At 68.8% G+C, this 12602-nt stretch carries 14 protein-coding genes and 1 tRNA gene; 3 read left to right on the top strand and 12 right to left on the bottom strand.

Annotation, left to right across the window (positions count from 1 at the left end):
• Nucleotides 1-579 precede the first annotated feature (579 nt).
• The 4 genes from LX16_RS23930 to LX16_RS23915 form a co-directional block, all read right to left on the bottom strand.
• Nucleotides 580-1080, bottom strand: coding sequence for a hypothetical protein (locus LX16_RS23930; RefSeq protein WP_147143792.1), 501 nt, complete (start codon nt 1078-1080; stop codon nt 580-582).
• Between the two features lie 42 nt (nt 1081-1122).
• Nucleotides 1123-1530 (bottom strand): hypothetical protein, encoded by a 408-nt coding sequence (locus tag LX16_RS23925; RefSeq protein WP_147143789.1) that lies wholly within the window; start codon nt 1528-1530, stop codon nt 1123-1125.
• 144 nt (nt 1531-1674) lie between these two features.
• Nucleotides 1675-1751, bottom strand: a tRNA-Ile gene (locus LX16_RS23920).
• A 336-nt stretch (nt 1752-2087) separates the two neighbouring features.
• Nucleotides 2088-3002: a S41 family peptidase gene (locus LX16_RS23915; protein WP_147143787.1), complete on the bottom strand. Its 915-nt coding sequence runs from the start codon at nt 3000-3002 to the stop codon at nt 2088-2090.
• A gap of 51 nt (nt 3003-3053) precedes the next feature.
• Between LX16_RS23915 and LX16_RS23910 the strand changes: the two genes are divergently transcribed.
• Entirely contained in the window at nt 3054-3554 is a 501-nt protein-coding gene (locus LX16_RS23910) for an ArsR/SmtB family transcription factor (RefSeq protein WP_147143785.1), read from the top strand.
• Nucleotides 3555-3602: 48 nt separating this feature from the next.
• Here LX16_RS23910 and LX16_RS23905 read toward each other — a convergent pair whose 3' ends face one another.
• Nucleotides 3603-3797, bottom strand: a complete 195-nt coding sequence (locus tag LX16_RS23905; RefSeq protein ID WP_147143782.1) for a hypothetical protein — start codon at nt 3795-3797, stop codon at nt 3603-3605.
• 168 nt (nt 3798-3965) lie between these two features.
• Nucleotides 3966-4163: a hypothetical protein gene (locus LX16_RS23900; protein WP_147143778.1), complete on the bottom strand. Its 198-nt coding sequence runs from the start codon at nt 4161-4163 to the stop codon at nt 3966-3968.
• A gap of 771 nt (nt 4164-4934) precedes the next feature.
• Here LX16_RS23900 and LX16_RS23895 point away from each other — a divergent pair.
• Complete coding sequence (locus LX16_RS23895; RefSeq protein ID WP_147143775.1) at nt 4935-5780, top strand: SAM-dependent methyltransferase; 846 nt, start codon at nt 4935-4937, stop codon at nt 5778-5780.
• A 108-nt stretch (nt 5781-5888) separates the two neighbouring features.
• On the opposite strand, the gene LX16_RS23890 is transcribed toward LX16_RS23895, so the two are convergent.
• Nucleotides 5889-6719 carry a Scr1 family TA system antitoxin-like transcriptional regulator gene (locus tag LX16_RS23890; RefSeq protein WP_147144113.1) on the bottom strand — a complete coding sequence of 277 codons (831 nt, stop codon included), beginning with the start codon at nt 6717-6719 and terminating at the stop codon, nt 5889-5891.
• 291 nt (nt 6720-7010) lie between these two features.
• Complete coding sequence (locus LX16_RS23885) at nt 7011-7253, bottom strand: DUF397 domain-containing protein (RefSeq protein WP_147143772.1); 243 nt, start codon at nt 7251-7253, stop codon at nt 7011-7013.
• A gap of 460 nt (nt 7254-7713) precedes the next feature.
• Between LX16_RS23885 and LX16_RS23880 the strand changes: the two genes are divergently transcribed.
• Entirely contained in the window at nt 7714-8022 is a 309-nt protein-coding gene (locus LX16_RS23880) for a hypothetical protein (protein ID WP_147143769.1), read from the top strand.
• Nucleotides 8023-8580: 558 nt separating this feature from the next.
• Here the strand turns inward: LX16_RS23880 and LX16_RS23875 are convergent.
• The 4 genes from LX16_RS23875 to LX16_RS27815 form a co-directional block, all read right to left on the bottom strand.
• Entirely contained in the window at nt 8581-9537 is a 957-nt protein-coding gene (locus LX16_RS23875; RefSeq protein ID WP_147143766.1) for a metallophosphoesterase, read from the bottom strand.
• Nucleotides 9538-9645: 108 nt separating this feature from the next.
• A complete protein-coding gene (locus LX16_RS23870) occupies nt 9646-10359 on the bottom strand; it encodes a DUF998 domain-containing protein (protein ID WP_147143763.1) in 714 nt (237 codons plus the stop codon).
• A 5-nt stretch (nt 10360-10364) separates the two neighbouring features.
• Nucleotides 10365-11522, bottom strand: coding sequence for a glycosyltransferase (locus tag LX16_RS23865; RefSeq protein ID WP_244615964.1), 1158 nt, complete (start codon nt 11520-11522; stop codon nt 10365-10367).
• A complete protein-coding gene (locus tag LX16_RS27815) occupies nt 11434-12504 on the bottom strand; it encodes a DMT family transporter (protein WP_244615960.1) in 1071 nt (356 codons plus the stop codon). Before LX16_RS27815 ends, LX16_RS23865 begins: the two co-directional genes overlap by 89 nt.
• Between the last annotated feature and the right edge of the window lie 98 nt (nt 12505-12602).

The following is a 12602-nucleotide window of genomic DNA, read 5'->3' as shown; positions in this document are numbered from 1 at the left end:
GTGATACGCGCCGGACGCACCTACCTGGTCCCCACCGCCGCACTATGGCGACTCCTGGACCTATACCCGCCACGCCCCGCTGATGCCGCCGAATAGATGACCTTCCCTTGAAGGAGAAACATGAGCGGCTACGTCTTCCGCCGATGCGGGTGCCAGAACCCCGACACCGGAAAGCAGTACGGGACCAAATGCCAGAAACGAAAGTCCAAGGACCACGGAACCTGGTGGGGCAGGTACGACCTGCCACCAGGATCGAAAGGTGAGCGACGGCAAGAACGTATCGGTCCGTTCTCAACAAAGGACGATGCCGAAAGCGGGCTAAGGGAAGCGATGGGACAAGTCGCTGACGGTGCTGCTGCGGGGCAGTGCCGGGACTTGTTCGGTGACTACCTCGAGGAGTGGGTGGCGGGTCGGCGGACCTTGTCGGCGACGACGCTGCGGGGGTATCGCTCGCATATCCGGCTCTACCTGAAGCCTGGGCTGGGGCATGTGCGGATGTGTGATCTGCGGGACCGGCATTTCGAAGAACTGTTCGAGGCCATGCGCCAGATCGGACGCCTCGCCGAAGGCGCACGCCCGTCACCGATACTGCGGCGGCTGCTGGAAGCCCGCCCGGCACCGAACAACAGCAAACGCAGCCACAGTGCCGCTACGGCTCGGCATGTTCACACCACCGCAAAGTCCGCATTGAATGATGCGATTCGGAAGAAGAAACTGCGGCACAATCCGGCCAAGTACGTCGAGCTGCCCAAGCCGCGGAAACGCCGCCCACTGGTGTGGACCGATGCGAGGGTCCGGACCTGGTTGGAGACCGGGAAGAAGCCTGCCAAGGTGATGGTGTGGACACCCGCCCAGACGGGAAACTTCCTCGACTTCGTCCTCGACGACGATCACTACGCCCTGTGGCACCTCATCTGCTACAAACCGTTGCGGCGTTCCGAAGTCGCCGGTATCGCCGAACACGACTTCGATCCCAGAGTAGGACAACTGCTGATCCTGGACACCCACACCGGCGTCGAACAGGAGGCCGATGACTGGGGTGATGAGGACTGGGACGACACCAAGAGCGACACCAGCCAACGCAGCCTCGCCCTCGACACCGTCTCCAACGAGGTATTGGCCCTACACGTCCGCCGTCAGCAACACCGTCGAGGGGAACTGGATGACGCCTGGGCGGGTTCGGGGCGGTTGTTCACCGGCCCGACCGGGGCCGCCTTGGACCCGGAATGGATCTCGCAGAAGTTCGAGCGGTTCCTCACCCGGCACGCCACCATCCGCCGTCGCTTCCTCCAAGACGAATGGACCCGGGAACGCATCCGCAACACCCATAAAGTCACCGACCGCGCCATCGACGTCGCCCTGGCCATGCCACTGCCACCGATACGATTGCACGACACCCGGCACGGCGCCGCCAGCCTCATGCTCGCCGCAGGATGCGACATCACCATCGTCAAAGAAGAATGCGGACACGCCACCGCCGCATTCACCCGCGACACCTACCAGCACGTCTACCCGGAACTGGCCCGCCACGCCGCCAACCAGACAGCGTCCATAGTGCCCAGAAACGCAAAAACACCGAAACGTATGCACGAGCATGTGCCCACCACGTGCTCACCCACGGACAAAACGGACACCAATCCAGACCCTGTAATGAGTGTAACCGCAGGTCAAACATGGTGGGGCGGGTGGGGCTCGAACCCACGACCGACGGGTTATGAGTCCGCTGCTCTAACCAGCTGAGCTACCGCCCCTCGCTGCGCCATATTACCGTCCGGTCGCGGCGGTCGCCTTCGCCCCGCCCCGTCGGACGCCATCCGTGACGCGGTGGCGGTGGTGGACCGGAAGGACCACGGATTACGCCGAGGTGACGTAGCCCTTGCGCGAATGGTGGCCGGTCGGACGACCGGCCACCGCACGTCGTGTGACGTCGTCACCGCGAGATCCCCAGGGCCATCACCGGGGCGCCCGATCCCTTCACACCCCCTGTTTCGGGGAAGCGTCCTCACGCCGGGCATGGCCCCCGAAACGGGAGGCCGCGCCCGGCGTGGTGTTTCGGGGCCGTCGTCCCCGGCCTCACGGCCGGTGCGTCAGGGCGTGCCCGCCTCGGCGCCTTGTGACAGCTCCTCGCGCAGCCGGGTCTTGGCCAGTTCCTCCGCGTCGGCGGCGGCGACCTCGACGTCCGGTACGACGCCCGTCCCCTCCCAGTTCGTCCCCGATACCGGGTTGATCGAGCGGCCGGTCGGCACGGTCAGTTCCAGATGCGGATGCACCCGGATTCCGATGCGGGGGTGTGCGCCGCCGCCGGTGCGTTCACCGGCGATCACGGCACGACCGAGTTGCTGGAGGTCGTAGGCGAGTTCCTCTCCCCCGGAGAACGTGCGTCCGCTCGTCAGCACCCACAGCGGCTTGTCGCCGCCGAATTTCGGGCCGGGCACGAAGGGCTGGGTCCAGAACTGGCTGATCCGGTCGGTGCTGCGGTCGTAGCAGTCGTTGATGTGCACGGGTTCGTCGCCGAACAGGTAACTGCAGATCAGTGCGACGGCGGTGGGGCTACCTCCGAGGGTGTTCCGCAGGTCGAGGATCAGTGCGCGTGCGCCCGCCACGAGGTTCATCGCGGCGCAGACGGCGGCGCCCGTGAGCGGCGGCGGGAACAGTAGCGGGCCGAGTTCGAGCAGGGCGATACCGCCGTCGAGTCGTTCCAGGCGTGCGATGCCGTCGAGGTCGCGGGCCGCCTCCCGTTGGAGCTGGTTCCACATGAGTTCCTCGCTCGGCAGGTCCGGCAGTTCTTCGGCGTGGAACTTCAGGCGGAGGTGCTTGTCTCCGTTGATCGACTGGAGGTCGGCGGTGACCCGGCTTCCCAGGTCTTCGGGCCCGGTGGCCTGCCCGTAGTCGGCGGTCTCCAGTACGCGGGCCACCTGTTCCCCGATGTCGGGGAAGACGTAGTGCTTGCGGATCAGGCCGGCGGCCTCGGCGGTCAGCTGCGTGATGAGATTCTGCTCCATGCGGTCAGTACAGCAGCCAGAGCCGGAAGAGTCAAGAAGATTGGACGCTTAATGAGTCACAGTCACCTGGAGATCACCACCCCCGAGCAGTACAAGGCGATGGGAAACCCGCTGCGGCAACGGATCCTGTTCCAACTGGGAGAACCGGCGACCCTCAGTCAACTGGCCGCCCGGCTCGGCACCGGAAAAGGCACCATCGCCCACCACCTCAAGGTGCTGAAGGACGCGGGACTGGTGACTCCGGGCGAGAGCCGGCGAGTACGGGGCGGCACCGAGCAGTACTACCGCCGCGCCGCCGCCCGCATCGACCTGACACCGTCGGCCACCGACGCCACGGCAGCGCTGCTCGGCGGCGTCGCCACCGAACTCAGCCGCGCCACCGAGGAACCGCTCCTGGTCCTGCGTCACGTCCGGCTCAGCCCGGAGAACGCCCGGCGGCTTCGCGAGGAACTCCACCGCATCACCGAGGAACTGTCCTCCGACGACGGAGAACCGCAACGCCACGGCGTGCTGGTCGCCATGTACCAGGAGAACCACGACGCCACCGGATGAGCGCCGGAGGCCGTGGGACGAGGAGACACGTCCCACGGCCGCATCACCTCAGCAGAGGTCGAAGGTGCGCCAGGTGCCGCACGACGAGGTGCAGTTCAACAGCACCGTGCAGGTCCGGATCTGTCGCTTTCCCTGATTGCACCGGTACTCGTAGTAGGTCTCGTGCGGACAGCCGGCCGCCGCCTGGCGTGTGGGCACCAGACGGGCGAGCATGCCGTCGCCGAACTTCTCGAACAGACTCATGAGTGGTTCCTTCCGGGGTTTCGAGATGTGGCGGGACGATCACGGATGTCGAGACGTCCGTACACGTACCGCCGTGGATACGTGTGATCGGTGGTCGCCCTCGGTGGACGCCGCGCGGCGCGACCGCCCACCGGATCCGGCTGTTGTCGACGGCGCCGGGTGGGTGGATCAGCAGGCGAGTGGGGTCTGGGTCCACGAACCACAGGACGTGGTGCAGTTACCCATGACCGTGCAGGTGCGTTTCCGCATCCTGCCGTAGTAGCAGTCCCAGTCGGTGTAGGTCTCGGTCGGGCAACCCGCCGAGGCGGGCACTCCGATGAGGACCCGATCGAGCAGCAGGTCACCGAGCCGGTGGACGATCCGCATCCGTGTCTCCTTGTCGGTACGGGACGGCCTCGTGGCCGCCGGAGACCAGGATGGCGCCGGTCGCCACGGAAACGGCACGGATTCCGTACGAGTTCCGGAAAGTCGATCGCGCCGGCATGACGCGGCGGCGCGCGGCGTGCGGGTGCGCGTGGGGAGAGCGGGGACGGCACGAGGCGGCGTCCGGCGGTCCTCCCGGTGCGCGGATGGGGGCCTCCAACCTCCGCCCCATACTTCGAGCGTAGTTCCGATCATGGTGGGTTGTCGAGTCGTCGGCGGTCCGCCTGTGGATAATCGCCCGGTTGTGGATGACGGCCCCCGAAAGGCGGGATCGACAGGGGCGAGGTCGACACGGGTGGTCGGACCCGAATCGACGGCGACGGCACCCGCCGCGCGGGGTCACATCCGCGACGGTTTCCTCGGCGAGGAGGTACGCACCGGAGTGGCGCCGCCCGGCTCACGGCTGTCCACCACCGAGGACCGTCCGCATCGACCTGTGCCGATGTGAACCGTCGCGCGCGGCGGCGACGGAACCGCGACCGTGAACACACCATAGAGGACAGCACGCCGGTGAACCGGTGTCGTCGATCGTGTGCGCCCATAACCATTCGCCGGACGGCTCGTTGTGCCTGGGGACGACCACTCGTGCGAGTGACCGGCATCGGTTGCGGCCGTGCGCATGCACGTTCCGAATACCGTGCATCCGGTCGGGCGCAACGTCTCCGGGTGACGTACCATGTCGGTCACGACTTCCCTACTAGAAGAGGGTGCGCCATGACCGCAACCGAAGGGACGACGCCAGTAGGCGACCCGGGCTACAAACCGGACTTCGACATCTCGCAACCGACGATCGCGCGGGTGTACGACGCCTTGCTCGGGGGCAAGGACAACTTCGCGGCCGACCGGGTCGGCGCCGACATCTACCTCAAGCACGTGCCCGAGGCCGGGAAGGTCGCGCTCGACAACCGGGCCGGCCTGGTCCGCGGCGTGCAGTACCTGGCCCGGAAGGCCGGTATAGACCAGTTCCTCGACATCGGCAGTGGCCTGCCGACGGTGAAGAACACCCATGAGGCCGCCCAGGAGATCAACCCGGACGCCAAGGTCGTGTACGTCGACAACGACCCCATCGTCTTGGCCCACGGCCGGGCCCTGTTGGCCACCAACGAATCCACGACGGTGATCACGGCCGACCTGCGGCGGCCGGAGGAGATCCTGGCCGACGACGAGGTGCGGCGGGTGCTCGACTTCGACCGCCCGATGGCGTTGATGGTCGTCGGACTCCACATGCACTTCCACGACGACGAGCAGCCGGACGAGTGGGTCCGGACCCTGATGGACGCCACCGCGCCCGGCAGCTACCTGTTCATCACCGACTTCGGTGACACCGGCGAGCCGCACCAGAAGGCGATCGAACGCGCCGGCCTGGAGAGCCTCGGCAACGGGTGGGTGCGCACGCCGGAACGTATCGAGCAGCACTTCCTCGGTCTACCGCTCATCCCCCCGGGCCTGGACTTCGTGTCGCGCTGGTTCCCCGAGGAGCCGGACCGGAGGGTGCCGGAGTTGACCGAACTGGAACCGTACCAGCGGATCATGATGGCGGGCATCGCCTACAAGGCGTGATTCGAGTGGGGGTGGGTGCGCGGTCGGGCCGCGTACCCACCCTTCGTGTGCTCCGGGATCCGGTGGTGTGGCCGGTGCGCGGGCACGGCCGCGGGATGCGGGATCGGGTCAGCTGTACAGCTCGTCGATGATGCCGCGCAGGATGGCCGGCGTCTGGTCCGGCTCGGTCGCCTGCACGCACAGCGACTCCATCGAGGCGGTGTACTCGTCGACGTCGTCGGGCTTGTCGAGGTAGAGCGCGCTGGTGAGCTGTTCGAGGTACACGATGTCCGGCAGGTCCGGGTCGGCGAACCGCAGGATCGTGTACGCGCCGCCCGCCGCCGAGTGGCCGCCCGCCGAGAACGGGATGACCTGGATGCGGACGTTGGGCAGTGAGCAGTGCTCGATGAGCGACTGGAGTTGGGCGCGCATGACGGCGCGCCCCCCGATCGGGCGGCGCAGGGCGGCTTCGTCGACGACACACCAGAACCGGGGCGGATCCACGCGGGTGAGGATCTTCTGCCGGGATTCGCGCAGTTCCACCCGGTGATCGATCTCGGCGCGTCCGGCGTAGCCGTGGCCGAGTAGGACGACGCCGCGCGCGTAGTCCTTGGTCTGGAGGAGTCCGGGGATGAACTGGAACTCGTACGTGCGGATGAGTGTGGCGGTGGCCTCCAGGCCGAGATAGGACTGGAACCAGTTGGGCAGGACGTCGCCGAAGCGGTGCCACCAGCCGGGGTTGTTGGCCTCTTTTGCCAGTTCGATCCAGCGGAAGCGTTCGGCGGGTTCCTCGACGCCGTAGAGGGTGAGCAGGTCCTCGACGTCGCGGACCTTGAAGCTGACCCGGCCCAGTTCCAGGCGGCTGATCTTTGATTCGGACGACCGGATCTCCCAACCGGCCTCTCCCCGGGTGATGCCCTTCTCCTCGCGGAGCCTGCGGAGGTGGGCGCCCAGCAACATCCGCAGCGCGGTCGGCCCTCCGGGAGTGGCGCTCCCTGGAGAAGGCGTTGTCACTTCCCGACCTCCGGAGTTTCGGCTATCCCTGAATGTGTACTTCCTCGATCAAGCATGTCACGCCGACAGGCTATCCGGGACGTCTGACGTTTCAGACCAAAGGTAACCGAACCGTGCTTCATCGGACCGACGGGAGCCTGCGGAGGGTTGCGCCCGGATTCCGAGGCGTCGCGGGCGCCTCGGAACCCGGGCGGTGGCCCGGCCGACCGTCCCACCTGACCGGCCGGCCGGGTCGGGTCAGCGGATCAGGTTGTCGAAGTCGCCGTCCTTGGCGCCCTGGACGAACGCGGTGATCTCGTCGACGGTGTAGACGAGGGCGGGCCCGTGCGGGTCGCGGGAGTTGCGGACCGCGACGGTGCCTTCGGTGGGCAGCGCGGTCATCTCGACGCAGTTGCCGCTGGGGTTGCTGCGGCCGCTCTTCTGCCAGACCACGGTGGACGGCAGGTCGCCCGCCGGGATGCCGTTGTAGAACTCGCTCATCGGTGGTTCCTTCCAATTGAGATGCGGTTGACCAGCCACGTCGCCCGGTCGCGCCGGAGTCGTTGCCGCCGTGGCCCTTCCGGGCGGGAAGGGCAGGCTCACGGCCGCGGTGACCTGGTGGCGCCGGGCGACGTCCCATCTCTGGTCACCCATTAGAGTGGCATATCGCGATTGTGCGCCTGCACGCGCCCATGCACGTGCATCTGCCCGGCGTCGATGCATAGTATGATGGGTGTGACAATGCACGACAAGTGAAGGAACAGTTGACTACGATCCGCATATACCGATTCGTGCGGCGGCGTTCGTCCACTGAGCCGGCCGGTTCCGCATCGTCCTGATGCGATCCCACGGCTCTTCGGCGCGGCGCGGCACCCGGACAGATTCACCGTTTCGCCGTTTCTCAGCGACCGGTCGGCTCCGGCCGACGGGTTCCGCGCCTGACCAGATGGGATTTGGTGCCATGGTCGAACGACACTCCCCGGCATTGCTGGACTTGGCCACCGCGGACAAGTTGTGGAGTTCCTCCTGCCACCAGACGATGTCGATCGACACGGCTCCGGACGGCCCGGTCTACCGGTGTGGCCTCCCGTGTGGAAGGCACACCGCCGGCGCCGACGAGGTTCGTGCCGGCCTGTTGTGGCACTACCGGGGCAGCTGCGTCGCCAAGACGTACGGCCTGTCCGATGAGGACATACTCGGTGACATGTTCGCCGCGTTGCACCTGGCGTGGGTGCGGAACGGGAGGATCTACACCGCGCGGTTCTACTGACATCGCGCGCGAGGACTTCGCTCGACTGGCGGACCGGGGCAGCCGGTGGGGACTCCCCCGATCCGCCGGGGAGGGTCCGGCGGCCGGTGGGGGCCGCGCGGGACTCTCCGGGTGGGACGGTCGGGAAGGCAGGTGGGACCGCCTTCTCCGACCGATGGAGCATCGCTCCGGTCGGTGGGACCGGGAGGGGTGCTCCGGGTGGGGTGATCGGGGAGACCGGTGGGGGTCTCCCCGATCCGTCACCGGATGAGAGTGACGGGGGAAGCCGGTGGGGGCTTCCCCCGTCCAGACTAACGTCGCGCGGCGACACCGGGCGGGTGTCGCAGAGGCTGTCTCTGGTCCTCGTTCGTCGCGAGCGGTGTCTGGTCGAGTGCGTTCGCAAGCGGAGGACGCAATGCTCTGGAGGGTCCGTACATACCGGTGTTGTATGCACCGGTCTTTCAGCGGCGCTGCCTGCGACAACGCCGCGAGGCGCCGATCGGGCGACGCACAGCAGGACAGCAAGGTCGAAGACGGCCTCTGAACGGACACGTCGCCCCGCCACGGCGGGGCGACATCTCAATCGGCGTCGGAGGTCGCCACCTCCAACGCCGCCGCGGTGACGGCGTCGGTGTCGGCCCCGCCCTCACCCTCGAAGTTCGACCGGCGGGTCTCCCCTTCCGGCTCCGCGGCGGTGTCGGGCGACGTCGGTGACGGGTCGGGTTGCAGCAGCGCGGGATCGACCGGGAGCGACACCACCAGGCAGGGGCCGCCCTGGTATATGCCGCCGTCGACGCACAGCGCCAGGGCCTCGCAGTACCGGCGGGGTCCCACGACCTGGTCGCCGGGGATCCCCAGCCGGTCGGGGATGGTGCTGTGGCCGTGGACGATCTGGCTGCCGCCGAAGCAGTCGAGCATGGCGGCGGCCTGCACGGCACCGTCCTCGGCCTCGTAGCGGTGACGGATCGTCAGCCTCCGGAACAGCATCCACCACTTCTCGTGGTCGGCTGACTTGACGATCTTGCGGACGGCGCGATTGACCGCCGTGATGCTGCGGCCGTACGCGGCGTACTCCACCGTGTCGGTGTGCACGAGCAGGTGGTCGGCGGCGTAGGTCATGACCTTGCGGTTCTGGAGCCAGTTGATCTGCTTGTCGGTCAGGCGGGCGACGTCGTCGTCCTGACCTCCGTTGAGATGCCACCACATCATGAAGTTGCGGGAGTTGCCGTCCTCGTCGGCGAAGTCGTCGTCGCCGAACCGGCGCGCCCCCAGCATGAGGACCTCGTGGTTGCCGAGCAGGCTGTCGACCAGCCCGCCGTCGCCCTCGGCCTCGTCGGCGAGCCGCATGATCAGGTCGACGACCGCGGTACCGTCGGTGCCCCGGTCGAACAGGTCGCCCAGGAACCACAGCCGGGCGTTGCCGCCGCTCCAGTGACCGGAGCCGTCGACGAGGCCGGCGTCGCCCAGCGCCGCCACGAGCGCGTCGTAGTGCCCGTGCACGTCACTGACGACATGGAGTGCGGGGTCGGAGGCCATTGCCTGATGGTAATGCGCCGGTGGCGGGGCCGCCACGCTGGAACAGCCACACTTTCGCATCAGAGTGACCGGCGGTGACCTGCCCCGCCGGCGGTCGGGCCGGCGGGGTCAGGATCGGACGGGGACGCGCGGTGCCACGGCCACGGGGCGGGCGTCGGGGGTGGCTTCCGGCAGCCAGGAGAGCGGCCGGGGCGGCGGTTCGGCGGCCATCGGTAGGCGGGCCAACAACAGTACGAGCCCGGTCTCGACGGCCAGCAGTATCCGCTGCGGCAGTCCCCGCCAGCTCGCGCCGTCGGCGAACTCCGGTAGGAAGGTGTTGAGGGCGGTCAGGGCCAGGGCGACGAGGCTGAGTCCCGCCAGCACCCGTGACAGGCGCCGCAGGAACGGGTCCACGGTCGTGTAACGCATCGCGCGGTCGGCGGCCAGTCCCGCCAGGAGCAGCGCGCCGAACGCGGCTCCGGCCGACCAGCGGTGTATCTCCCCCGCCGTCGAGGTGACGGTGTCTCCGGTGTCGGTGCGGAACACCACGACGAGGACCAGTAGGACGGCGGCGAGGCCCAGTAGTGCGCGTACCGGGCGCTGGCGTGGGAGTCCGAGGCCGGCGGCCGCCAGTGCCGCGCAGCCCGCGGCCAGCCCGAGGGTGCCCAGGGGGAACAGGATCGAGCCGGGGGCCCGCAGCGCGTAGCTGCTGACGGGTTGCACCATCGGGTCGACGCTGTCGGCCATGACGAGGTGGAGTAGGAGGAATCCGACCGCCGCGGCGGCACCGCCGACCGCCGCGACGACGGTCTGCCACGGTGCCGCCGGTTGTGGTGCGGTCATGTCCGTCACCGCCCCGTCAGTCCGTCGTAGATGGCTTCGAAGCGGGCCAGGGACGCGGCGATCTCGTGCCGGGACGCCATGCGGCGCGCGGCGACGGACATGGCGGCGGCGGTCGCCGGGTCGGAGAGGATCCGGTCGATGTGGCGGCCGAGTGCGTCGACGTCGCCGGGTGGGAAGAGGTGCCCGTTGTGTCCCTCGGTGACGAGGTGGGGTAGGGCCACGGCGTCGGCGGCGACGACCGGCAGGCCGGACGACATCGCCTCCAGGGTGACGATCGACTGGAGTTCGGCGACGCTGGCGATCGCGAACACGTCGCCGGTGTGGTAGACGCGGGGCAGGTCCTCGTCGGGGACGAAGCCGAGCAGCCGCACGTAGGGGGACACTCCGAGGTCGGCGGCCAGCGCGAGCAGGTTCTCGCGGGCGGGCCCGACTCCGGCGACCACCAGTTGTACGTCGTGGCGGCGGCGCAGCGCGGGCATCGCCCGGATGAGCTGGTCGATGCGCTTCTCCTGGTCGAGCCGCCCGACGAACACGACGGTGGCGCGGTCCGGCAGCCCGAAGTGGGCGCGCGCGGTGGCGGCGTCGGTGTCGCGGGGACGGAAGCGGGTGAGGTCGATGCCGCAGGAGACGGCGTCGATGTCTCCGTCGAAGCCGCGGTCGGCGAAGGTCTTGGCCGCCAGCGGGGTCGGTGTGGTGACGTGGTCGGCGCGGGCGAAGAAGCGGGCGGCGTCGTGCCAGGCCCGGGTGGCCGCCCAGTCGCGGACCCGCTGCGGGACCGGGACGTGGAACAGCAGGGGCTCCGGCATGAAGTGGTTGGTGGCGACGACGGGGACGCCGGAGCGGTGCGCGACCCGCATGCAGGCGCGTCCGACCACGAAGTGGGACTGCAGGTGGGCGACGTCGGGTTTCACCTCGTCGAAGATCCGTTGCACCGCCGTGGAGGTACCGCCGGGCAGGACCGCGCGCTGGTCGGGGTAGACCACGACCGAACGGGAGCGGAGCCGGTGGACGGTGACGCCGTCCATGTCGTGCCGGTACGGCTTCCCGGTGTCGGACACCGCGACGACGTGGACGTCATTGCCACGTTCCGCCAGTCCGGTGGCGAGCCGGTGCGTGAAGTAGCCCGCGCCGTTGACGTCCGGCGGGTAGGTGTCGGTGCCGATGAGGATTCGGCGTCCTCCGGTCGGCGGCGCCGGGTACGACGGGACGGGCTGGTCCAGCACTGGGGACATCTGGTCGAACATCGTGGTACTCCTTGACGGACGGATCGGTGGGAACGTGGGTCGGGTCGAGTGGCCGGTCGCCGGGTGCGCGTGCCCGGCGGGCCAGCACCGCGACGCCCGCGGCGGTCACGACCGCCGAGACGGTCGCGACCACGGCGCCGGGGACGGTGCCGGGAAGTGCCTCGCCGAGGAACACGACGCCGACGGCCGCGGCCACGACGGGGTCGGAGATCAACAGCAGTGAGTAGGACATTCCGAAGTGGCCGGCGCGGTAGGCGTTCTGCAGGAGGAGTCCGCCCACGCACAGCAGGTAGACCGCCACGGCGGTCCGCCAGTGCCACAGTTGTGCGGGGTCTTCGGGGAGCCGGTGTGCGACGACCCTGACCAGTGCCGCGGTGACGCCGAAGCAGGTGCCCGCGACGGCGGCCAGGATCCCGGCCCGCCAGCGTGGGCTCATGCGTGCCGCCGACAGTGTGGTGACCAGTGACAGTGGCACGATGACCGCCGACAGCCACAGCAGTTCGGTGTCGCCGATGCGTGGCGCGGTGGAGGTGTCGTGCGGGAGCGCGCCGACGAGTCCGGTGAGTCCGGCGGTGACGGCGATCGCTCCGGCGATCTCCAGGCGGGTGAGGCGGCGTGCCCGCCACCGCGCCGACACCCACACCGCCACCAGCAGTCCGCTGATTCCCAGTGGTTGGATGACGGTCAGTGGTGCGTTGGTGAGGGCGGCCAGGTGGAGGATCATCCCTGCGACGGTGATCGCGCCGCCCCACAGCCAGCGGGGGCTGCGGAGCAGTTGGGTCACCAGTCCGAGCCTTCCGACGGCGTGGCCGGAGGCGGCGGTGGCGGGTTGTTCCTGGGCGGCGGCGCCGATGGCGATGGCCCAGGCTCCCACGACGGCGGCCACCACCTGCCAGGTCACGGTGTCCGCCGTGACGAGTGCGGTGAGCGGTGCATCTGTGGGCTCCTTGTCGAGGCTCCGCCGACAGCGTGTCGGCTTCGGGTGTCTGCCAGTTAGCC

This window comes from Stackebrandtia albiflava (genome assembly GCF_007994225.1).
In the GTDB taxonomy this organism is placed as follows: Bacteria; Actinomycetota; Actinomycetes; order Mycobacteriales; family Micromonosporaceae; genus Stackebrandtia; species Stackebrandtia albiflava.
The sequence above is the reverse complement of the archived record's forward strand: the minus strand, read 5'-3'. Positions and strand labels throughout refer to the sequence as shown.

What these genes read in the sequence shown, in the direction of transcription:
- LX16_RS23915 (WP_147143787.1), bottom strand. Translation starts at nt 3,002, where the DNA reads ATGGAGCAGAATCTCATCACGCAGCTGACCGCCGAGGCCGCCGGCCTG.
- LX16_RS23910 (WP_147143785.1), top strand. Translation starts at nt 3,054, where the DNA reads ATGAGTCACAGTCACCTGGAGATCACCACCCCCGAGCAGTACAAGGCG.
- LX16_RS23905 (WP_147143782.1), bottom strand. Translation starts at nt 3,797, where the DNA reads ATGAGTCTGTTCGAGAAGTTCGGCGACGGCATGCTCGCCCGTCTGGTG.
- LX16_RS23900 (WP_147143778.1), bottom strand. Translation starts at nt 4,163, where the DNA reads ATGCGGATCGTCCACCGGCTCGGTGACCTGCTGCTCGATCGGGTCCTC.
- LX16_RS23895 (WP_147143775.1), top strand. Translation starts at nt 4,935, where the DNA reads ATGACCGCAACCGAAGGGACGACGCCAGTAGGCGACCCGGGCTACAAA.
- LX16_RS23890 (WP_147144113.1), bottom strand. Translation starts at nt 6,719, where the DNA reads ATGTTGCTGGGCGCCCACCTCCGCAGGCTCCGCGAGGAGAAGGGCATC.
- LX16_RS23885 (WP_147143772.1), bottom strand. Translation starts at nt 7,253, where the DNA reads ATGAGCGAGTTCTACAACGGCATCCCGGCGGGCGACCTGCCGTCCACC.
- LX16_RS23880 (WP_147143769.1), top strand. Translation starts at nt 7,714, where the DNA reads ATGGTCGAACGACACTCCCCGGCATTGCTGGACTTGGCCACCGCGGAC.
- LX16_RS23875 (WP_147143766.1), bottom strand. Translation starts at nt 9,537, where the DNA reads ATGGCCTCCGACCCCGCACTCCATGTCGTCAGTGACGTGCACGGGCAC.
- LX16_RS23870 (WP_147143763.1), bottom strand. Translation starts at nt 10,359, where the DNA reads ATGACCGCACCACAACCGGCGGCACCGTGGCAGACCGTCGTCGCGGCG.